This window comes from Pricia mediterranea, assembly GCF_032248455.1.
Taxonomy (GTDB): Bacteria; Bacteroidota; Bacteroidia; order Flavobacteriales; family Flavobacteriaceae; genus Pricia; species Pricia mediterranea.
The window spans coordinates 3,872,005-3,894,806 of record NZ_JAVTTP010000001.1; the positions used below are offsets into that span (position 1 = coordinate 3,872,005).

A 22,802-nucleotide genomic window follows, 5' to 3' on the forward strand; every position below is an offset into this window, starting at 1 on the left:
ACTTCCCGTTCGAACCGGGCGATATGCAGCGATCTGAACACCACGTCATCTTGGCTCTTATCCCATCCTGTTTATGTAATAGACCGAACCAATGGTATGAATTATTCTTTTGAGCATAGTAGCACCGTCCTAACCTCGTTGGTAAGGGTTGCAAAAAAAAGATAGGTATCCCCCCCGTCCCCGATCCCAAATTTTTTCCGAATTTCCGCCACGCTTTCCGGAAAATTGCGTGTGCTTATATTCGCTTTCTTAAGGCCAAGCCGTTTGATTTGCTTTTTATTGTAAGGAAGGACGACCTTCACCTTAAATCGCCGCCCGGGAAAATCGATCAGCTCGTCAGCAGTATATAAATGGGTATGCTCGTGCAGTTTTTTAAGGTGGAAGCGCTTCGACACCGTCTTAAATGCGCCTGATTTCAAGATGGCCGCATTGGGTTCATAGATGTAGGATAGGGGCAGGGCGTACTCGACCCTGGTACTTTTCTCTTCGGATAGCGGATATTCGAAAGTTTCTGTTCCACGGTTCGAAAAATTCACGGTTTTCACCATCATGTCCCCAGCGTATCCCTTTTTCAGTATCCAGAGCAGTTCCTTGACCTCATTTTTTACGGCCACCACGTGAATTTCCTTTACTGCGCCCAATTCGGAGATGCCGATCGAAAAATCCAGTAGGGGAGAGGTTTTTAAAAGGATGTTATCCGACTTGGCGAAAAGCAACCCCAAGTCTTCCAAAATGTTCGGGCGGTAATCCGATAGCCTGAATACTCTTCCCTCGGTGACCGATCTTCGTGAGGGGTCGAGGTATATCCAATTGAAATAGGATGTGGAATCCCTTAAAAACTGTATCCCGTCCGTCGGGATGGTCCGGATATTTTCCGCTTTTAAAACCTTAAGATTGTGGGCCGCGATTTTGGAAAGCCTCGGGTCGATTTCGCAATGGTAGATCTGGGCCATTTGGGAACTGAAATAATAACTGTCCACCCCAAATCCCCCCGTGGCATCGATCAGCGATTCGCCGGAAACGAGTTGGGACTTGTACTTCGCGGCAATCTCGGAAGAAGACTGCTCGATACTGAGCTTGTTCGGGTAATAGATTCCTTTCGTTCCGAACCATTTCGGCAGTTTGGTTTCGCATTTTTTGCGGGCCTCCAACTGTTGGGCCAGCGCCCGGTTTGAAATGTCTTGGAAAACAGGCTTTTGTAGCAGCAGCGATACGATGTCGGTCCGCTGATTTTTCCATATAAAATCCTGCACCTCGGTACGCAATATCCTTTTGTCGAAACCTATGGGATGGTGCAAGACTATAAGCTTTTGGTCAGGGATTTTACGATTTTGTTTTCCGCCAAAAATTCCTTTAGAACGACCTTCAGCGCGGTATAGCCAGGTACTGCGACAATCATCCCTACCACCCCGAACAGCAAGCCGGCGATAATGATGATCAGAAAGATTTCCAAGGGGTGGGATTTCACGCTGTTCGAAAAAATAAAAGGTTGCGAAAAGAAATTGTCCACCAGCTGCCCCACCGCCAATCCGATCAGCACATAACCGGCCTTGGGCAGTATCACACTGCTAAAATCCATTCCAAGATTACTGGTCATGGTAAGCACGATCATTACGACGCCCCCGATAATAGGACCGATATAGGGAATGATATTGAAAAGAGCGCATAAAAAGGCAATAACGATGGCATTTTCGATGCCGACGATCAGCAGGGTAATGGTGTAGATGACGAACAGCACAAAGATTTGCAACAGCAATCCGACAAAATAGCGGGATAGCAGATTGTTGATTTTTTCGATGGAATGTATGGTGGCCTTCTCCTTTCTTTTGGGAACAAAAGCTAGAATACCCTTTTGCAGCAAGAGGCGGTCCTTTAGGAAGAAGAAGGAAATGAAAAGTACCGAAAACAGCCCGATGCTCGCAGTGCTGATGACCCCCAGGAGGGTATTCAGAAAATTTGGAATAAACCCTACGTCAAAGCGCTCCAACATCGACTGCTCGAGGTCGGTGTCCCACAATTTGTTGAACATATCGGGAGATGCCCCTAAGTACTTCGTAATCTCGGCGTAAAGTGAATTGAGATTTTGTTGCAGGGCATTGATATTGAGCAACGAAAGGTTCTTTCCCTGCTCGGTCAATAGCGGAACAAAAAGGGCGATGACCCCGGCTAAAATACCCATTAAGAACAGCATAGTCAGTACTACTGCCAGTAGCTTCGGTAGTTTCAACTTGCTTAGAAAAAAATAGACCACGGGCCTACCGAGCAGCGCGATTACCGCGGCGATCACCAGATAGGCGATAACGGCCTGGATTTGCCAAAGGAAATACAGCAGCAGGGCAATACCCAGGACTATGGCCAAGGCGCGCAATATTCCGTCGGAAATGGTTTTAGCGGTCATTTGTTGAGTTTATGGGTTTAGTTGAGTTTAGTTGAGTATGTGGGTTTATGGGTTTATGGGTTTATGTTTAATTAAGTTCCAAAGTTTATGGATTCAGGGGCTGATTTTAAGTGGCTCAAATATAGGTTATAATCCGAAATGGGATGGAATTTTAATGTCCGAAAGCGTAGGCGATGATGTTCGCTCCCATTCTCAGGGCCTTCTGTCGTACTTCCTCCGGATCGTTATGCACCGAGGGGTCTTCCCAGCCGTTACCGAGGTCACTTTCATAGGTGAACAGCAGCACCAGTCTGTTTTGATACCTTATCCCGAATGCCTGGGGTCGTTTCCCGTCGTGTTCGTGTATTTTTGGTAAGCCTTCGGGAAAATCATAAACTGCGTCAAAAATAGGATGGTCCGTCCCCAATTCCTCCAATTCCGCATCCGGAAAGACCTTCACCAATTCCTTTCTCAGATAGGGCTCCATTCCGTAGTTATCGTCGATATGCAAAAAACCGCCCGACAGCAGGTAGGTGCGCAAATTCTCGGCCTCTTCCTCCGAAAAAATAACATTTCCGTGACCGGTCATATGCAGGAACGGATACTGAAAGATCGTGGGGCTCCCGACCTCTACCGTTTCCGGTTTTTCCGTGATTTTGGTACCGATATTGGCGTTGCAGAATCCGATCAAGTTCGGCAGGGAGGTCGGGTTGCTGTACCAGTCCCCGCCGCCACTATATTTGAGTACGGCGATTTCCTGGGCGTCTGCCGTGCTAATACCTAGACTAAAGAGCAAAGTGCCAAGAATGAGATGTTGGAGATTACTTCGAATTCCTTCAAGAGGGTTCATAAATACTGAATGTGGACGCAAATGTAAGAATAATCATAATGTTTTGGTATCGGTATGACGTTCAATAAACCAACATGAGACCGCCAAGCATTTTAAACGGCTTCCCTTTATTTTTACTACATTTAAGAAATAAATTTGAAAGAAATGGGAGACCGTATTTTATTATTACTTTTTTTCACGCTCGCTGTATCCGCGTCGGCGCAGAACCAGGGCATCGTCTCGACCCTGGAAATTTACGATATCGAAACCGATGAGCGCAGGGTGGTTTTAAAGGAGGATGCCCATTTTGAGGCCCCGAACTGGAGTGCTGACGGAAAATATTTCATCATCAATCAGAACGGGGGCCTCTTTAAGGTCTATTGGGATGGAAAAAAGGAAAAGCTCGATACCGGTTTCGCCGACCGTTGCAACAATGACCACGGAATCTCCCCGGATGGTAAGACCTTGGCGATCAGCCATAATGTGGAGAGCGGCGAAGGGGGATGGCTTACCTCCTGTATTTTCACGCTTCCCATCGAGGGCGGTACCCCGGTCCGGGTAACGGAAAACACCCCTTCTTTTTGGCACGGCTGGTCCCCCGACGGTAGCACTTTGGTCTATACGGCAAAACGCGGTGAACACTTTAACATTTACTCCATTCCCGTAACCGGCGGGGAGGAAACGGCATTGACCGATACCGAGGGGCTTGACGACGGCCCCGAGTATTCCCCCGACGGAAAGTACATTTACTACAACTCCATCCGCTCCGGAAAAATGGAAATTTGGCGGATGCATCCCGATGGCAGCAAGCCGGAGCAGTTGACGGAGGATGAACTTTCGAACTGGTTTCCCCATCCTTCCCCCGACGGTAAACATCTCGTTATTATATCCTATTTAAAGGACCAGGGCAGCGCCCATCCGCCGATGAAAGAAGTTGCACTTCGGCTTTACAATCTGAAAACAGGGTCGATCCGAACCCTTTGCGAATTCACCGGGGGGCAAGGCACGATTAACGTGCCCTCATGGTCGTCCGATGGCAAACGCTTTGCTTTTGTCAGTTACGCCTATAAATGAGAGCGAAAGCGTACCTACAGCATTCGGACTACCTATTGTTGATGGTGTTGACTATGGTGCAGGCAACCAGGGCGGCGGTCTCCGTCCGCAATCGGGCATCCCCAAGTGATACGGACAGGAAACCTCGGTTTTCGGCGGCCTTTATTTCATCATGCGAAAAATCCCCCTCAGGTCCGATGAGCACCGTCACCTCTTGATCGGGGGCGACCCTACGTGCCAAATCCGTTTTCTCGCTGTCCTCGCAGTGGGCGATAAAGCGTAGGCCCTTTTGGTCTTTCTCCAAAAAATCATTTAGGGAAACAGCTTCGTTGAGTTGGGGAAGATAAGACCGCAAACTTTGTTTCATGGCGGCTTGAACGACCCTCTGCAGTCTTTTGTATTTGATCATTTTCCGCTCCGAACGTTCGCAGATGATCGGGGTGATTTCGGTGACTCCTATCTCGGTGGCCTTTTCCAGAAACCACTCAAAACGATCGTTTGACTTTGGCGGTGCCACTACGAGATGGAAGCGGTGCATCCGCCGGTGCTTTTTAGAACTGGAGATGATCTTTACCTTACATTTTTTTGGATGGGCGTCCGTAATTTTCGCTTCGAACGTATGCCCCTTTCCATCAGTGATATGAAGGATATCGTCCTCTTTCTTGCGCAGGACCTTTACGATATGCCTGCTTTCATCTTCGGGAAAAGTGAATTGCGAGACACTCTGGTCGAGGTCGGGGTTGTAGAAGAGTTGCATGGGAGCGAAATTACGAAAAACTACCCATCAATGCCATATCTCGCTTTCGCCGAGACCGCTTGATCGGCAAAACTGCCTTCTAGGTACTTGAAATACCCCACGATTCCGATCATTGCGGCGTTATCGGTGCAGTATTCGAACTTTGGAATGTAGGTCGTCCAACCCTCATCTTTTTCGGCCTGCTGAAGGGCTTTTCGAATACCGGAATTGGCCGAAACCCCGCCGCCGATGGCAATACGGTCGATTCCAGTTTGTTTCGAGGCCTTTTTGAGCTTGTCCACCAAAATCCCCGTAATGGTCTTTTGGATGGAGGCACAGATATCCTTCAAATTCTTCTTTATAAAATCAGGGTCCTTCGCGGTCTCGCGCTGCACAAAATAGAGAATACTGGTCTTTAGGCCACTAAAACTAAAATCGAGTCCCTTTACCTTGGGTTTAGGAAAGGAGAACACATCGGGGTTTCCCTGTCTGGCGTACTTATCCACCAAAGGTCCCCCGGGGTAGGGGAGTCCCAATAACTTCGCGCTCTTGTCAAAGGCTTCTCCCACGGCATCGTCCAAGGTCTCGCCGAGGATTTCCATGTCGAAATAGTCCCTGACCAGGACAATCTGGGTATGCCCCCCGCTGATCGTCAGTGCCAAAAAGGGGAATTGGGGGCCGTCCCCGTCCCCGTCTTCCGCGATAAAATGGGCCAAGATATGGGCCTGCATATGGTTCACTTCGATCAAGGGAACACTCAGGCCCATCGCCAAAGATTTTGCAAACGAAGTACCTACCAACAGCGAGCCCATCAGCCCTGGACCCCGGGTAAAGGCGATGGCCGATAGCTCACGTTTATCCATATTTGCCTTGGCCAAGGCTTGGTGTACCACGGGAACGATATGCTGCTGATGTGCCCGCGAGGCCAGTTCGGGCACTACGCCCCCGTATTCCTCATGGATCTTTTGGGTGGCCACCACATTGCTGAGCACCTCTTTGCCCCGCAGAACCGCAGCAGAGGTGTCGTCACAGGACGATTCGATGGCAAGAATGTTAATCTTTTCTCGTTTCAAGGATTTTGGAATAAAATTTGGACGCAAAGTTATTTAATATTAAGTTCTACCGTAACTTTGGGAGGTAAAAATCCGGTATCTTAAATCACACGTTTCACTTCTAACTGCAGGGGCTATCAAAAAATTGGGAAAAATACTGATCCGGACCTTATTGGTGTTTTTATTGATCGGTATTTTGGGCACGCTCGTACTCTCGTTGCCTATTGTCCAAACCAGTTTTGCCCGGCAGGTCGCAAAAACCATCAACGCCGATTTTGGAACGAATATCAGTATCGACCGGCTGCGAATTTCGTTGATTTCCTGGAATACCAACCTAAAGGGAGTCTATGTTGCCGATTACCGAAAAGATACGCTTTTCTACATAAACGAGCTCACCACCTCCGTCTTGAGTGTTCGCAATTTGATCAAAGGCCAGCTGGAATTTGGGGACATCGATATCGACGAGCTAAACTTTAAGCTGAAAACGTACCGCGATTCCACCAGCACCAACTTGAATGTGTTTATCGATAAGTTGGACGACGGCCGTCCTAAAGATCCAAATAAACCGGCCTTTTTCTTTTCTTCCTCCGATGTTGAAATTGCCAACAGTAATTTTACCCTACTGGACGAAAATCGCGAAACCGAACAAATGCTGCATTTTACGGACCTCAACATCAGCGCAAAAGATTTTCAGATTTCGGGACCCGAGGTGTCCGCCGACATCGAGTCGATGTCCTTTAAAAGCGATCAAGGTATCGAGGTGGAGAAAATGGCCACGGAATTCAAGTACACCAGCGAGCAAATGCGCTTCGACTCCCTCCTGATCTCTACCCCGGGTTCACATTTGAAGGGCCATCTCGTGTTCGATTACCAACGTGAAGATTTTCTCGATTTTGTGAACAAGGTCAACCTGACCGCCGAATTTGACGACTCGGCCGTGGCCTTCGACGAGATCAATATGCTCTACGACCAGTTCGGGAAGGGCAAGGAGGTGAACTTTTCTTCAAAGATTCGCGGAACCTTGAACGACCTGACTACCGAAGAGCTCTTTGTACAGTCCGACTACACGGGCATCCGCGGCGATTTTAATTTCAAGAACCTGTTCACCAAGGCCGACCCCTTCATTATGCAGGCCGATATGAAGAACGTAACAACCAGCTATTACGAACTGCGGGCGTTGATGCCCAACATCCTCGGGAAATCCATTCCATCTACCTTTGAAAAGCTGGGTCAGTTTACGATAAGAGGAAATGCCACGGTCACCGAAAGCTCTATCCGCACCAAGGTCAATCTCAATACGGCCATAGGGAGCAGTTATGTCGATCTCGACCTTACCGATGTCAACAATATCGACAATGCGACCTACAAAGGTTTTATATCCCTCATCGATTTCGACCTGGGCGAGTTCACCGATAACAAAAAATTGGGAGAGACAAACCTGGATGTCAACGTAGCCGGCAAGGGTTTCGTGCAAGAAACTTTAGATACCGAAGTGGTCGGTGAGGTGTATTGCCTACACTATAACAACTACGACTACCGGAACATCGAGGTGTCGGGAGTCGTAAAGGACCAGCTTTTCGACGGAAGCCTGATTGTCGACGATGAGAACCTTAAATTCGATTTTTCGGGATTGGCGGATTTCGGATCTGCGCGTAATAATTTTAATTTTAATGCCGAAGTGGACTACGCCGATTTGAAGCGCCTAAATTTCATCAGAGATAGCGTGTCTATATTCAAGGGCAATATCTATATGGAAGTTACGGGCAGTACTTTGGATGATCTTGAAGGCGATATCAAATTCAACGAAACGGTTTTTAAGAACAAGAACGACGCGTACTATTTTGAGGATTTTAAAGTGTCTTCAAATTTCGAGAACGACTCCATTCGAATCATCGATATCAATTCGCCGGATATTATCACCGGATACCTCAAGGGCAATTTCAAGGTCCGGGAACTGGGCCGGTTGGTCCAAAATTCCCTGGGAAGCATCTACACCAATTACCGGCCTTTCGAGATTTCCGGGGGGCAGACCCTGACCTTTAATTTTAAGATATACAATAAGATCGTAGAGGTCTTTTTTCCCGAAGTCAAGTTCGATCCGAATACCTTTATCAAGGGGGATATCGCGGCCGATCAGGGCGATTTCAAGCTGAACTTCGAATCCCCGAGCATAACCGCCTTTGGCAACGAAGCCGATGATATCGATATTCGAATCGACAATAAAAATCCGCTGTTCAATACCTTTGTTTCCGTTGGCGACCTTTCGAACAGCTATTACGACGTTAAAGATTTCAACCTGATCAATACGACCTTAAAGGATACCCTTTTCTTTCGGACGGAATTCAAGGGCGGCAGCGAATTCGACGATAGTTATAACCTGAACTTTTACCACACCTTCAACGGCGATAACCGATCTGTTATCGGGCTAAAGACTTCCGATCTTAGTTTTAAGGGCAATACTTGGGTATTGAACAAGAACAATGATAATAAGAACAAGGTCATTTTTAACCGAACGTTGGACAGTATCAGTATCCAGGAAATTGTGATGAACAATAGCGAGGAAGAACAGATTCGGCTTCGTGGCGAACTAGCTGACTCGACCTATAAAGACCTCGAACTGCAGTTTAAGATCGTATCCCTGAACAAGATTACCCCTAGTATCGATAGCCTGAAATTAGAGGGCGAGGTAAACGGTACGCTCAACATTCTACAGAAGGATAATATTTACCTGCCCTCGTCCAATCTCGGGATCGAAGATTTTTCCATCAACGCCATCCGAGTGGGCGATTTGGCCGTGGGTATCGTAGGGAACAAAGACCTGACCGAGTTCTCGGTCAATTCACAGATAACGGACAACGGGCGTGAAAAGCTGGGGATCGAGGGCCATATTTACAACCGGGGCGACATGCCCGAAGCCGATATTTCAATCCACCTGGACGGATTCGAACTTACCCCCTTCGCTCCCTTGGCGGAGTCCATTTTGAGCAATATGCGGGGCGATGTCAGTGGCAAGGCGAGCATAAACGGACCTGTAAACAATCCTGATTTCGGGGGTACGCTAACATTGAACAATGCGGGGCTGGGAGTACCCTACCTGAACGTCGACTACAGTTTTGCGAACGGTTCGCGGGTGGACCTGTACGATCAGACCTTTGATTTCGAGGATATTGCGATTACCGACACCGCCAAAAAAACAGGTGCGACCTTAAACGGCACGATAAGCCATTCGTTTTTCGATGATTGGGTGCTGGATCTCAATGTGGATACAAAAGATAACCGGTTACTTGTTTTAAATACTGAATTTGAAGAAGAAGTACTGTATTACGGTACGGGATACCTGAACGGAAAGGGTCGGATTTTCGGTCCCACCAAGGCCTTGAATATCAAGGTGGAAGGTGAAACGGCCCGAGGCACCTCCTTAAAGATTCCCCTGAGCGACGTGGCATCGGTGGGAGACTATTCCTTTATTAATTTTGTGGGAAAAAACGGGTTGGACTCCGTTGACGAAAAGCTCACCTTGGACGAATTTCAAGGACTGGAACTCACGTTCGACCTCGATGTAACCCCGGATGCCGAAGTGGAAATTGTTACGGATATCGAAACCGGTAGCTCCCTAAAGGGAAGCGGGGTGGGCATTCTGCTGATCCGTATCAATACGCGCGGGGCCTTTGAAATGTATGGGGATTTTGTTGTGGTCGATGGGGAATACAACTATAAGTTCGGGGGCGTAATCAACAAGACCTTCAAGGTAAAACCCGGCGGCACCATTGTTTGGGACCGTGAACCCCTTGAGGCTACCTTAGACCTGGAGGCGGTCTATGCCTTGAACGCCAATCCGGCGCCCCTGCTCGATAATCCCGGGTACACCCGGCGGATTCCCACCGAAGTGGTCATCAAGCTGACCAACGAATTGGAGAGTCCCGATATCGAATTCCAAATCGATTTTCCAGGTACGAACTCCATTGTGCAGTCCGAATTGGAATACCGGCTTCAAGACCCCACCGTGGAAGAGCGCAACGCCCTTTTTCTTTTGGCACAAGGCTCGTTCGTCAACGACCAGACCGGCATCAACGAACAGGCGGTGACCGGCAACCTCTTGCAATCCGCATCGGGACTTCTGAACCAGGTGCTGGGGGAAAACGATAATTTCAACTTGGGCCTGTCGTACGAACAAGGTTTTTATGATCGGAGTACGGCCTTTGAGACAGAAAGCCGGGTAGGGGTCACCGTATCGACCAAGATCAGCGATCGATTGCTGTTCAACGGTAAGGTAGGCGTACCGGTAGGTGGCACCCGCGAAACCGTAATCGCAGGCGACTTTGAAGTGCAGCTGCTGCTCAATGAAGAAGGTACGCTGAGTGCCAAATTTTTCAACCGCGAAAACGATATCCAAGAGTATCTGGCCGACAGATTAGGCTATACCCAAGGGATCGGGATTTCGTATGAGGTGGACTTCGATAGTTTTCGGGAACTTTTTAGGAACATCCTAAGTAAAAATGTAGGCGCTAAAAGAAGCCTACCGGATCCCGCCAAAGTGCCTACCGCCGTGATGGGCAAGGACAGCCTGTTGCGGTTTTATCCCAAGTCGAAGGGGAGGAGGTAAAAGGTAATAGGTTGGATGCGCGATGTTCGATGCACGAGGTAAAATATAGAATCATGCAACTTCAAAACAAGTTTAAATTTGAAAAGCTAATTACTTGGCAAAATTCTATGGATTTAGGAGAGCATATGGACGTGTTGGCAGATAATTTTCCTAAGAAAGAAATTTATAATCTATCCTCCCAATTGAGAAGAGCTGCAGACTCCATTGCACTAAATATATCGGAAGGATCGATTGTTCAGTCAAAACCAGAATTTCGAAAATTCATGGGTTACGCAATCCGTTCACTTGCCGAGGTTGTGACATGTATTTATAAGGCCAAAAATAGAAATTATATCGATGTCAATGTATTTCAAAAGCATTACGATGATTCTTATAAGTTGATGAATATGATGATTGCATTCAGGAACAAAATTTGATTTTATTACACCGAGCACCGAGCACCGAGCACCGAGCACCGAGCACCGAGCACCGAGCACCGAGCACCGAGCACCGAGCACCGAGCACCGAGCACGAAAACATTCGATACCCTGCGAATAGTCTAAATTAGAACGTCAAACTTCCCTCCGGTTCCACCAATTTTTGTACTTTTGCAGCTTAGTTTTTTTTAATGGTTCCAGATATAAAGAAAATAGGGGTGCTGACATCCGGGGGCGATTCTCCAGGAATGAATGCGGCCATTCGCGCAGTGGTACGGACATGTGCATATATGAAGGTGGACTGTGTGGGGATCTACCGGGGATACCAAGGCATGATGGAAGGCGACTTTAAGCCGATGGACGCCCGAAGCGTAAACAATATTATCAACAAGGGCGGCACGATATTAAAATCCGCCCGTTGCACTGAATTCAGAACGGTCGAGGGCCGAAAGAAGGCCTATGAACAACTACGTGCCGAGGGAATAGATGCCTTCGTGGTCATCGGCGGCGACGGCAGTTTTAATGGGGCCCTGAAATTCAACGAGGAATTCCACTTTCCGATTATCGGCATTCCCGGTACCATCGATAACGATATTTTCGGCACCTCGAATACCTTGGGCTTCGATACCGCAACCAACACCGTAGTCGACGTAATCGACAAGATCAGGGATACCGCCAGCTCTCACAATAGACTGTTCTTTGTTGAGGTTATGGGCCGTGATGTAGGTCATATCGCCCTGAATGCCGGGGTCGGGGCAGGAGCCGAGGAAATTTTGATTCCCGAGGAGAATAGGGGACTTGAGCGTTTGCTCGAATCTTTGAAACGCAGTAAGAAATCAGGCAAATCGTCGAGCATCGTGGTCGTTGCGGAAGGCGATAAGATTGGAAAAAGCGTTTTTGAACTCAAGGAATACGTTGAGGAACACCTTCCAATATATGACGTTCGTGTTTCCGTATTAGGGCACATGCAGCGGGGCGGGGCACCTTCGTGTTATGATCGGGTACTGGCCAGCCGAATGGGCGTAAAGGCCGTAGAAAGTATTTTAGATGGCCAGACCAATTTCATGGTGGGCATACAGAACAACCAAATTATCCTGACCCCCATCAGTAAGGCTATAAAAGGGCATACGAAAATTGATAAGGAATTGATACGGGTCTCCGAAATTATGACCACGTAATTCCTTCCGATACCATTGTTTGTTCCGATGGGTATCAAAGAGTGTTTTTCTTGCAACTGTGCTTCGTAACCTGTATTTTAGGGTCGTGGTTGGAAGGCTCGAAATATCCGACACTCAATACTATGAACTCGAGACAAGTTCTATATGTGCTGCAGATGGCACTTTGGAATCAAATACTAATTTTAAACCTAAAACACAGAGAATATGTCAGACTTAAAAATAGGAATTAACGGATTCGGACGCATCGGAAGATTGGTCTTCCGGGAATCCGTCACGCGTGACGGTGTCGATGTAGTCGCTATCAACGACCTTTTGGAGGTAGATCATTTGGCCTATCTTTTAAAATACGATTCCGTTCACGGGAGGTTCGACGGAACCGTCGAGACGAAAGACGGCCATCTCGTGGTCAACGGCAAGACCGTTAGGGTCACTGCCGAGAGGGATCCCAAAAACATAAAATGGGACGATGCGGGCGTTGAGATCGTGGCCGAATGTACCGGCATCTTTAAATCCACGGAAAAGGCGCAGCTCCACATTGACGGGGGTGCCAAAAAGGTCGTAATTTCAGCACCTTCCGGAGATGCCCCGATGTACGTCATGGGCGTGAACAACCAGCAGATAAAGGCATCGGACACCATCGTCTCCAATGCCTCCTGTACGACCAATTGCTTGGCGCCAATGGCGAAAGTGCTACATGATAATTTCGGGATCGAGGAGGCGCTGATGACTACGGTCCACGCTACTACGGCGACCCAAATGACGGTAGATGGTCCCTCCCAAAAGGATTTTAGGGGCGGTAGAAGTGCCCTTTTGAATATTATTCCCGCTTCGACCGGGGCCGCAAAGGCAGTAACAAAGGTGATTCCCGAATTGGAGGGCAAGCTTACCGGAATGGCCTTTAGGGTACCTACCGCCGATGTCTCCGTGGTGGACTTGACCGTGCGTTTAGAAAAGGATACCTCTTATGAAGAGATCAAAAAAGCCTTTAAATCTGCCTCGGAAGGGGAGTTAAAAGGTATTGTTGGTTACACCGAGGATGCCGTGGTATCACAGGATTTCGTGGGGGACACCCATATCTCCATATTTGATGCCAGCGCCGGAATGGAATTGAACCCTCGATTTTTCAAGGTCGTATCTTGGTACGATAACGAGGCCGGATTCTCAAGTAAGTTGCTCGATTTGGCGCAGTATGTAGGAAGTTTATAATTTTAAGCTGTTTTTTAAAGGAAATCCTGAAAGTAGGTGATTTTTTGCCTATTTTCAGGATTCTTTTATGCCACCAACCTTATAACTTAAGCATATGATTTTAATAGTAGATAGCGGAGCCACAAAGTCCGATTGGATTGCCTTGGACGAAGAGGGAAACCAACTGTTCATCACCCAGACCTTGGGATTGAGTCCCGAAGTCTTGACCCGCAACGTCATCGAAGACCGGTTGGCCAACAATTTTGAACTCTCGAAAAATAAGGACGAGGTAACCCAACTGCATTTTTATGGGGCGGGATGTGGTACCGATCGCATGAAGAATTTTTTGACCGGAATCTTCAAGGATTTCTTCCCCAACGCGCAGGCCGATGTCAAGGAGGATACCTATGCCGCTATTTTTTCCACCGTTAAAGTGGGGCATCAGGGCATTGTCTGTATTTTGGGTACCGGTTCGAACTGCAGCTATTACGACGGGGAAAATCTCCATCAAAAAGTCACCTCTCTCGGCTATATCCCCATGGACGATGGCAGTGGTAATTTCTTCGGAAGAAAACTGATACGCGATTATTACTTCAACAAGATCCCGAAGGACCTGGCCGAAAAGTTCGCCGAGCAGTACGACCTCGAGGCGGATGTCATTAAAGAGAACCTCTACAAACAGCCGAATCCCAATACCTATTTGGCTACCTTCGCCCGCTTTCTGATCGAGAACAAAAACCATCCGTACTCCAAGGGGGTCATCGATAAGGGCTTTCAGCAATTTATCAATAATTACGTCATGCAATTCGACCTCGCGACCAAGGTGCCAGTCAACTTTGTGGGAAGCATCGCCCATTATCTACGCGATGAACTCACCGCTGTGTTGGAGCGCAACGACCTCATCGTAGGGGTCATCCGGCAAAGACCCATTGAGGGGCTTATGGAGTTTCATCGGGAAACGCTCTAACGATTAAAGTCGACCGACTACTAACCCTCTACCGCAACTGCCAGTTTTTTAACGTCTACTCCGGTTTCGCGAAGGCTGACTTCTGTTCTCCCATTTAAGATCGCTGAGCAAAGAACTCTTTATCCCGATAAAAAAGTACCAGCGGGAATAGGTGCCAAAGGGCGTCCAGTTGAAGTTCATCCGGAAACTTTTCAGGTCGCGCTCGAAGCGAAGTTGGGTAAGGGTGAAGCCCTTGTTCTTAAAGTCGTAGCCCGATGATCCCCCGACCTTCCAGCGGGGCGAAAGCTCGATATCCCCCGAAAACATGAGGGAATGGCTGCTGAACTCGTTCTGCCGTGCGGAATTGAAATAGCTGGCGGAGTAGGCCAGTCGAAAATTCCAGGGAATCTTGGTGGCATAGGGCGGATTTTCGATATCCTCGCCGTCCTTGCCGTAGTCGTCATCGATCATCCGGTTATTGTAATTATCGGCCCGCCCGAAGAGATCATCGTCACGGCCTTGGCTCTGGGCTACATAGTCATATCCCCCGATGGGCTCATCTTCGAGGGGCTCTTCGTCTTTCTTGCCAAAAGTTTTGCTATCGATGGAGTACCCGATATTGATGTTGGCGGCCGTAAGGCGAAAAAGACTGCCCCCGTTATCCACATTGAAGGTATTGATCCTCCTTCCGTTGTTGTCTATGGCATAGGGGTCCAGGCCGGCGGAAAAGTTGATGGACATTTTATTGTTCAGGATATTGGTGCCACCGTTGATGCGCAAGGGGCTCAATTTCAGGGAATCGGACTCAAAGTTATATCCTGTCGATATGTTAAAATTACTCAGCAACGGTACTTTTTTAGGTTCGGTGGCTGTCGAATCCTTGTCCGTTACCTTCGCCTCCAGGGTATTGGCCAGCGAAAAACTGAGACTGTTCGATTTACCCAGCCCGGGAGCGCCGTTCAACGTTCCTTCGAACCGGCTGTATTCCACCAGTTCGTCGAGATCGGAGTTGAAGTATTCATCGTAAAACTGGTCGAACGAAGGCGCATATCCATAGCTTAGGGACGGCCGCATCACATGTCGGATGGCCTGGATCTTCTTGTCCTCCCCAAAACTAAAGGTCCCGTAAACCGTGGTACCGACACTGGCGCTGAGGTTATAGGTGTTGTACCGATCGAAACCGGAGATGGTATCCCTGACCACCTGCCCCCGGGTCTCATCGGTGGCAGGTACATAGCGTTGGCGAAAGGTCTCCAGCGACCAGACATCCTCATAACTGCCGCCCATACTGACACTGAAAAACTTGGCGACCTTGAAATTCGTACTGATGGGAATGCGGTGCCGCGCCCCGACCTTGGCCTCGTCGAACATGGCCGCCTTGAGAAAATCCGCGTCGTTGGTGGTCAACTGGTTCCGTGCATTGACGTCATACTGAAAGTTGATGTTCTGGATGATCCCCTTTTTGATCCCGTCGCGTTTGGCGAAGGGAAATATCCGCTCCATACTCGCCTGAAAGGTCGGTAAGGTCATCTGGATGTTTTTCTGGTCCGGGTTTTCCCGGGCAGAGGGACTCGTATTCTGGGAATGGGTGGCGGTGAGGCTCATATTTACCGAAGGATAGGCCGGAAAAGTCTTGGAATACGAAATCGAGGACGACAGGTTGTTGTTCTGGGTCAGGGGCAGGTTCACTTGGTTGAGCGAGTTTTGATAGTAACTACTGCTCCCCAAGTTTACGGAAGCGGAGAATCGGGAATTCGGACTCGCTTTTTGGTCCTGCGAGTGCGAAACCTGGATGTTCCAGACCTTGCTGTTGCTATAATCGTCAAACCCCTTTTGGCTGTTCACCAGATTCTCGTACCTGAAATTGACGTTGCCCCGATAGCGGTACCGCTTGGTGTAGACGCTTTGGGTGCGAAATCCGTAACTGCCGTTGGTATAGAAATCCCCGGTGAGGGTCAAATCGGCATATTCCGAAAAAGGCACATAGTAGCCTCCGTTCTGTAAAAAATAGCCCCGGTCGGGGTCGTTACCAAAAGTAGGCATGATCAGGCCCGCCGTACGTCCGACGGTCAAGGGAAAATAGGCAAAGGGGAGGCCGATAGGGGTGGGAACATCGGCGATGTAGAGGTTGCTGAAACCGGCGATCACCTTTTTCTTGGGCACGAACTTCGCCTTCCGCAGGCGGATGTAGTAATCGGGATTTATCGTGTCTTGCGAGGTCGTTATCTTCGCCTCGCTCATAAAATAGACCGAGTCGTTTTCTTTCTTGGTGACCTGGGCGTACACTTTCATCGCATCGCTGCCCAGTTGGCCCAAGCCCGCCTGCTGTTCGGTACGGGAATTGAAGATCAACGCCTTTTCGGTATCGAAGTTAAAGCGGATACTGTCAGGCCGCACCTCGTTGTCACCTTGCTTGAAAAACGGCAGTTGGGTATAATTTCCGAGGGAATCTTTGATCCGTCCCGCATAGACCTCGTTTTTTACGTAGTCCATTATAATAATGCCCGCCTTGAGCTCGGTATCCTGATAATAGATTTCCGCTTCGTTGTAGAGGTATATTTTTTGTTCTTTTTGACTAAGCTTCACGTAATCTTTGGCGTTGTATCGAATTTTGTCCAATAACAAAGGTTCTTTCCCGTTAGTGGTATCGACAGCAACGGTGTCCTGGACCAAAAGGCTATCTTTTTCAACAGGTCGGGGGAGGAGCGGGGCGACAATGGAATCCGGTTCGGCCTTGATGGGCAGGGGTATCAAACCGTCTTCCTGGGCAGCTGCGGACCAGATGCCGGCAACAAGCCAAAGGAGTAATACTAAACGGCGATTATTTGATTGCAAGGCTTTATATCCTATTTTTGTATTCGTTTGGCATGAAGTTTTCGTTGCAATAGCTAGCGGAAACCGTGATTAAGAGGGTCCAAACTTACATATATTTTTTGTTCCCGTTATAGGGAGTTACCACAAATTTAACCAAATGAAAGCATTGAAATATGGGTCGAACGCAGGTTGCCAAAGGATGATTTCGCCTGGGTTCTGTATTGTGCTCGTCTTATTGCTGAGCGTATTTCATACCAAGGCTTACGCCGCCCCGAACGATGATCCGTTCACCGTGGTTTTAGATGCAGGCCATGGAGGTCACGATCCCGGAAATTTGGGCAACGGATACTACGAAAAAAATATCGCGCTCAATATCGTTTTAAAAGCCGGGGCGATTTTGGAGGAACATGCAGAAATCAAGGTCATCTACACCCGAAAAGACGATAGCTTTGTCGATCTGTACGTCAGGGGAGAGATTGCCAACAAGGCCGATGCCGATCTGTTCATCTCCGTACATTGTGATTCGCATACCTCCAACGCCCATGGAGCCGGTACTTTTGTATTGGGACTGCATGCCAATAAGCAGAATTTCGAGATCGCCAAAAAGGAAAACTCGGTGATATATTTGGAGGATGACTATAAGAGCCGCTATGCGGATTACGATATCAACTCCCCCGAATCCGTCATCGGCCTGACCATTATGCAAGAGGAATTCTTAGATCAGAGCATTGCATTGGCCAAAGCGATACAGGATAATTTTTCCAACAAATTGAACCGGGTCGATAGAAAGGTGAAGCAAGCCGGTTTTATCGTGCTGCATCAGACTTTTATGCCCAGCGTGCTGGTAGAGACGGGATTTTTGACCAATAAGAAGGAAGGAGCCTACCTGAATTCCAAAAAGGGCCAATCCCAAATGGGAACGGCCATCGCAGAAGCCGTTATGGTCTATAAAAAGAATGCCATGGCGAATATAGCCGACTTTGGCACTCCCGCGATCACCCAGGCCCCGGATCCCGAAGCAAGGACGGAAAGGGGGACAGCAGAAAGAGGGGCTTCAGAAAACAAGCCGACCTCCAAAGTTTCCTCCGCCCCCGAACAGGTGGCTTCCAACAACAGTGCGGCGGAGAAGGTCTCGGGAGAGAAGGGTTCGGCGAAGCCGAAGGAAAGTCCCATCCATGCGAGCAAGAAGGAGTCCGCGAGGGACGAAGCGGAAATCGTGTATAAGGTACAGCTTATGGCGAGTGCAAAGGATTTTCCGTTGCGTCCAGCCTCCTTCAATGGCCTGAACCGTGTAAGCAAGGAACCTATTAAGAACCTAAATCGGTATCTTTACGGAAACACCAGCTCCCTGAGGGAGGCCAAAATGTTAAAATCCAACGCCGATATCAAGGGGTATACCACTTCCTTTATCGTGGTATATCGTAATGGAGAGCGCTTGTCGTTCAGGGAGAGCAAGAAGTATATTTCGGGACAGTAGGTATTTTTTCACGGGCCGTTTCCGATTTTTATCTCTAATTTTGTAATCAATCAAAATTCATCCGTTTGAAACTATCCAGGGAAATCAAGACAGGGATTATCGTCGTAGGGGGCATCTTATTGTTCGTATTAGGCTTCAGCTATTTGAAATCCTCTCCATTGTTCGAGGACGGGAAAACCTTTTACGCGGTTTATGATGATGTCGGGGGGCTGCAGACCGGCACGCCAGTAACCATTAACGGACTCACGGTGGGGAACGTAAACGGCATCAAGTTCAAGGACGCCAGTGGCAATCTTGTAGTCACATTTTCGGTAAAGAACAAGTTTCAATTTTCCCGTAACAGCCAGGCCGAACTCTATGATACGGGGATTATCGGGGGCAAGGGCATTCAAATAAAACCGGTTTTCGACGGGGCCGCTACCGCCCAATCCGGCGACACCCTACCGACCAATACACAGCCGGGACTTACCGAGTTGCTACAGAACCAACTGACCCCCTTGCAACGCAAGGTAGAAGATGCCTTTACCAATGCCGATACGTTGTTGCAGAACGTAAACGAAGTGTTGGACAACAACGCCAAAAAGGATTTGCGGCAAACGCTGTCGGGTCTGAACCAAACGGTAGCCAGCTTTAAAAGGAGTGCCGATGCCCTCAATCGGATTCTCAACGACAATGAAGAGAAACTGGGCAATTCGCTGACCAACTTTGAAGAACTGACGGCGAATTTTGCGACGCTGTCCGATTCCCTCAACAATGCGGGGCTTAACCGTACCCTGGCCAGTCTGGAATCGTCGGTGGCGAACCTTGACGGGTTAATGGCCCGAATGAACAGTGGCGACGGTACCTTGGGCAAGCTGCTCAGCGATGAAAAGCTTTATACCAATCTCAATAACGCCTCTAGGGAACTTGATCTTTTGCTACAAGATCTGCGCCTCAACCCCAAACGGTACGTAAACGTATCGGTATTCGGAAAAAAGCAAAGGGAATACGAGCTTCCGGAAGACGATCCTGCAAATGTTCCCGATGCAGCGATCGATGAGGAGCAGTAGGCACCTTACTTTTTCGGCATAAAAAATACTACATGGAATATCTTCCCAACATTCTATTCGTCATATTATTGCTGGCCGGCATCGGGTACTTTATCCGAAACGTGGGCCGGTTACGGCGGAATATCAAATTGGGGAAAGACGTGGATGTATCCGACAATCCGACCCAGCGTTGGAAGAACATGGCGAAAATCGCGTTGGGGCAGACCAAAATGGTGGTCCGACCTATCGCCGGGGTACTTCATGTTATTGTGTATTTAGGCTTTATCATTATCAATATCGAGGTGCTGGAAATCATTATCGACGGTATTTTCGATACCCATCGTATTTTTGCTCCCTTAGGGGCGGGCTACGATGTACTGATCGCATCGTTCGAAGTATTGGCTCTTTTGGTCATCGTTGCGGTAAGCCTCTTTTGGGTACGTAGAAATATCATGCGAATACGCCGGTTTGTCAATCCCGAACTAAAAGGCTGGCCCAAGAACGATGCGGACCTGATCTTATACATCGAGTTCGTATTAATGGTATTGTTCCTGACCATGAACGCAGCCGATTACCAATTACAGCAACTCGATGTGGCGCACTATACCCAGGCGGGATCTTTTCCCGTTAGCCAGTTTATCGCCCCGCTCTTTGAAGGGATGTCGGTATCGAACTTGATTCTAGTCGAACGTACGGCCTGGTGGTTACATATCGCGGGTATTCTGTTCTTTTTGAATTACTTGTACTATTCGAAACATCTTCATATACTTTTGGCTTTCCCGAACACGTACTTCGGAAGGCTAAGACCGCAAGGACAATTCAAGAACCTCGACGCGGTCACGCAGGAAGTCCAGTTAATGCTCGATCCCTCGGCAGATCCCTTTGCGGCCCCCGCCGAAGGGGAAGCGGAGACGGAGCCGGAAAAATTCGGGGCTTCCGATGTAACGGACCTGAACTGGGTACAGTTATTGAGTGCCTATACCTGTACGGAGTGCGGCCGCTGTACCGATGAATGTCCCGCCAACCGGACCGGGAAAAAATTGTCCCCCCGAAAGATCATGATGGATACGCGGGACCGGCTAGAAGAAGTGGGAAAGAATATAGAAGCGAACAAGGGGGAATTCGTCGATGATGGCAAACAGTTGTTGAACGATTATATTACCCCCGAGGAACTTTGGGCGTGCACTACGTGTAGCGCCTGTGTGCAGGCCTGTCCCGTGAGCATCGATCCTTTGTCCATCATCATGGACCTACGCCAATACCTGGTCATGGAAGAATCCGCCGCGCCCGGGGACCTGAACAATATGATGGGCAATGTCGAGAACAACGGCGCTCCCTGGCCTTTCAATCAAATGGACCGGTTGAACTGGGCGGAAGAGAAGTAGGGCTGTCGTCAGTGGCAGTATGCAGTAATAGGTGATGAGATTCAAAGTTCAATCGCTGCTTCGCAGCTGTTCAACCCTTCGACTGCCCTCAGGGCAGGGGTTTAAGGTTGGATGTTGAAGACGGAGGGAAGAAGAAGGAAAAAAGGAAGAATGAAAAATGGGGTCGAAAATCTGGAGTAGCTTTTTCGTCAATATATGACAACTGTCCGGTCGAGCGCAGTCGAGACCTCATTATCACCAAACCTATAAACCCCTAAACCCATAAACTATTTTGAATAAAGAGAAACTAAAAGTCCCGACAATGGCCGAAATGTCCTCCGCGGGCAAGGCGCCTGAAATCCTTTTTTGGGTGGGCTGTGCGGGGAGTTTTGACGATCGGGCCAAAAAAATTACCAAGGCCTTCGTGCAGCTTTTGAACAAGGCAGGGATTTCCTTCGCTGTATTGGGCACAGAGGAGAGCTGTACGGGAGATCCTGCAAAACGGGCGGGAAACGAATTCCTGTTCCAGATGCAGGCCATGACGAATATCGAGGTATTGAACGGGTACGGGGTCGAAAAAATAGTGACCGCTTGTCCCCACTGCTTCAATACCATTAAGAACGAATACCCGGGATTGGGCGGCAACTACAAAGTGGTACACCATACCCAGTTCTTGAAGCAATTGCTGGAAGAAGGTAAAATCACCTTGGAAGGCGGTAAGTTCAAGGGAAAGCGCATTACCTATCACGACCCCTGCTACCTCGGTCGTGGCAACCAGGTTTACGAAGCCCCGCGGGACCTGATCCGAAAGTTGGATGCCGAGCTGGTGGAAATGAAAAGCTGCAAGCAAAGGGGGCTGTGCTGTGGCGCCGGGGGTGCCCAAATGTTCAAGGAGGCCGAAGAAGGGGATAAGGAAGTCAACATCGCCAGGACCGAAGAAGCCATTGAGGTGCAGCCCGAAATCATCGCCGCCGCCTGTCCCTTTTGCAACACCATGATGACCGACGGGGTGAAAGGTAAAGATAAGGAGGCCTCGATTGCGGTCATGGATATCGCGGAGCTGCTCGCCACGGCGGAGGATCTTTGACCAGTAGGCAGCGGCAGTTCTTGAACTATAATCTAAAATGTCTCCCCGAGCCTCTCGACTTCGCTGGATACAGGCGCAGTCGAGGGGTCGTTCGAATCTAAAAATGCAAACCCGAGGGCCGGCCGAATGAATTTTCGGGCTGCCCCATAAACTTATAAACTCATTCATGTTAACAGATTTCAGCAACTTACCCGATGACGCCCGTGTTTGGATCTACCAGGCCAACCGCAGTTTTACCCCCCATGAACTGGAGGAGATCCGCAATGAACTGGATGCCTTTCTAAAAGATTGGACCGCCCACGGCAGCAACTTGAAAGCGGGATATGAAATCCGCTATAAGCGTTTTATCGTCATCGCGTTAGACCAATCACAAACCTCCGCATCCGGATGCTCCATCGATGCCTCGGTCCGTTTTGTCCAACATTTGGAAAAGAAGTACGATGTGCAGCTCCTCGACAAGATGAACGTATCCTATAAACAGGGGGAATACATCGCCTACAAACCGCTCGCCGATTTCAAAAAAATGGCAAAACAGAAGGCGGTATCCCCAAAAACCATTGTGTTCAACCACTTGGTCACGAACAAGGAGGAATATCAAGAGCACTGGGAGGTGCCGGCATCCGAAAGTTGGCACGCAAGATTTATGTAAGGAGGATC

General features: G+C 48.7%; 17 protein-coding genes. 11 read left to right on the top strand and 6 right to left on the bottom strand.

Translation table 11 applies throughout. The features are described 5' to 3' along the window. Nucleotides 1–101 precede the first annotated feature (101 nt). The 3 genes from RQM65_RS15970 to RQM65_RS15980 all read right to left on the bottom strand — a co-directional run bounded on the left by RQM65_RS15970 (nucleotide 102) and on the right by RQM65_RS15980 (nucleotide 3,227). Nucleotides 102–1,298, bottom strand: a complete 1,197-nt coding sequence (locus RQM65_RS15970; protein WP_314016418.1) for a class I SAM-dependent methyltransferase — start codon at nucleotides 1,296–1,298, stop codon at nucleotides 102–104. A gap of 2 nt (nucleotides 1,299–1,300) precedes the next feature. Further along, entirely contained in the window at nucleotides 1,301–2,398 is a 1,098-nt protein-coding gene (locus RQM65_RS15975) for an AI-2E family transporter (protein ID WP_314016419.1), read from the bottom strand. Between the two features lie 151 nt (nucleotides 2,399–2,549). Continuing rightward, entirely contained in the window at nucleotides 2,550–3,227 is a 678-nt protein-coding gene (locus RQM65_RS15980) for a DUF4159 domain-containing protein (RefSeq protein ID WP_314016420.1), read from the bottom strand. A 144-nt stretch (nucleotides 3,228–3,371) separates the two neighbouring features. Here RQM65_RS15980 and RQM65_RS15985 point away from each other — a divergent pair, with 144 nt between their 5' ends. Further along, complete coding sequence (locus RQM65_RS15985) at nucleotides 3,372–4,280, top strand: TolB family protein (RefSeq protein ID WP_314016421.1); 909 nt, start codon at nucleotides 3,372–3,374, stop codon at nucleotides 4,278–4,280. Nucleotides 4,281–4,308: 28 nt separating this feature from the next. On the opposite strand, the gene RQM65_RS15990 is transcribed toward RQM65_RS15985, so the two are convergent. Together RQM65_RS15990 and tsaD are read right to left on the bottom strand one after the other, a co-directional pair. Then, on the bottom strand, nucleotides 4,309–5,016 hold the full coding sequence (locus RQM65_RS15990; RefSeq protein ID WP_314016422.1) for a 16S rRNA (uracil(1498)-N(3))-methyltransferase: 708 nt from the start codon (nucleotides 5,014–5,016) through the stop codon (nucleotides 4,309–4,311). Between the two features lie 20 nt (nucleotides 5,017–5,036). Beyond that, a complete protein-coding gene (gene tsaD, locus RQM65_RS15995) occupies nucleotides 5,037–6,068 on the bottom strand; it encodes a tRNA (adenosine(37)-N6)-threonylcarbamoyltransferase complex transferase subunit TsaD (protein WP_314016423.1) in 1,032 nt (343 codons plus the stop codon). A gap of 124 nt (nucleotides 6,069–6,192) precedes the next feature. Here tsaD and RQM65_RS16000 point away from each other — a divergent pair, with 124 nt between their 5' ends. The 5 genes from RQM65_RS16000 (at nucleotide 6,193) to RQM65_RS16020 (ending at nucleotide 14,396) form a co-directional block, all read left to right on the top strand. Next, nucleotides 6,193–10,650, top strand: coding sequence for a translocation/assembly module TamB domain-containing protein (locus RQM65_RS16000; RefSeq protein ID WP_314016424.1), 4,458 nt, complete (start codon nucleotides 6,193–6,195; stop codon nucleotides 10,648–10,650). A gap of 53 nt (nucleotides 10,651–10,703) precedes the next feature. Beyond that, nucleotides 10,704–11,066, top strand: a complete 363-nt coding sequence (locus RQM65_RS16005) for a four helix bundle protein (protein WP_314016425.1) — start codon at nucleotides 10,704–10,706, stop codon at nucleotides 11,064–11,066. A gap of 191 nt (nucleotides 11,067–11,257) precedes the next feature. Continuing rightward, nucleotides 11,258–12,244, top strand: coding sequence for a 6-phosphofructokinase (pfkA, locus tag RQM65_RS16010; RefSeq protein ID WP_314016426.1), 987 nt, complete (start codon nucleotides 11,258–11,260; stop codon nucleotides 12,242–12,244). 204 nt (nucleotides 12,245–12,448) lie between these two features. After that, complete coding sequence (gene gap / locus RQM65_RS16015; RefSeq protein ID WP_314016427.1) at nucleotides 12,449–13,450, top strand: type I glyceraldehyde-3-phosphate dehydrogenase; 1,002 nt, start codon at nucleotides 12,449–12,451, stop codon at nucleotides 13,448–13,450. A 94-nt stretch (nucleotides 13,451–13,544) separates the two neighbouring features. Further along, complete coding sequence (locus RQM65_RS16020) at nucleotides 13,545–14,396, top strand: N-acetylglucosamine kinase (protein WP_314016428.1); 852 nt, start codon at nucleotides 13,545–13,547, stop codon at nucleotides 14,394–14,396. A 48-nt stretch (nucleotides 14,397–14,444) separates the two neighbouring features. Here the strand turns inward: RQM65_RS16020 and RQM65_RS16025 are convergent, their stop codons facing one another. Further along, nucleotides 14,445–17,210: a putative LPS assembly protein LptD gene (locus RQM65_RS16025; protein ID WP_314016429.1), complete on the bottom strand. Its 2,766-nt coding sequence runs from the start codon at nucleotides 17,208–17,210 to the stop codon at nucleotides 14,445–14,447. A 178-nt stretch (nucleotides 17,211–17,388) separates the two neighbouring features. On the opposite strand from RQM65_RS16025, the gene RQM65_RS16030 reads away from it, so the two are divergent. The 5 genes from RQM65_RS16030 (at nucleotide 17,389) to RQM65_RS16050 (ending at nucleotide 22,794) form a co-directional block, all read left to right on the top strand. Then, on the top strand, nucleotides 17,389–18,666 hold the full coding sequence (locus RQM65_RS16030) for an N-acetylmuramoyl-L-alanine amidase family protein (RefSeq protein ID WP_432279872.1): 1,278 nt from the start codon (nucleotides 17,389–17,391) through the stop codon (nucleotides 18,664–18,666). A 65-nt stretch (nucleotides 18,667–18,731) separates the two neighbouring features. Then, the gene (locus tag RQM65_RS16035) at nucleotides 18,732–19,715 is read left to right on the top strand and encodes an MlaD family protein (protein WP_314016431.1); all 984 of its coding nucleotides are present in this window, start codon (nucleotides 18,732–18,734) and stop codon (nucleotides 19,713–19,715) included. 32 nt (nucleotides 19,716–19,747) lie between these two features. Next, nucleotides 19,748–21,079, top strand: coding sequence for a 4Fe-4S dicluster domain-containing protein (locus RQM65_RS16040; protein WP_314016432.1), 1,332 nt, complete (start codon nucleotides 19,748–19,750; stop codon nucleotides 21,077–21,079). A gap of 301 nt (nucleotides 21,080–21,380) precedes the next feature. Further along, nucleotides 21,381–22,145, top strand: coding sequence for a (Fe-S)-binding protein (locus RQM65_RS16045; RefSeq protein WP_314016849.1), 765 nt, complete (start codon nucleotides 21,381–21,383; stop codon nucleotides 22,143–22,145). A gap of 166 nt (nucleotides 22,146–22,311) precedes the next feature. Then, nucleotides 22,312–22,794: an ABC transporter ATPase gene (locus tag RQM65_RS16050; RefSeq protein WP_314016433.1), complete on the top strand. Its 483-nt coding sequence runs from the start codon at nucleotides 22,312–22,314 to the stop codon at nucleotides 22,792–22,794. The last annotated feature ends 8 nt before the right edge of the window (nucleotides 22,795–22,802 follow it).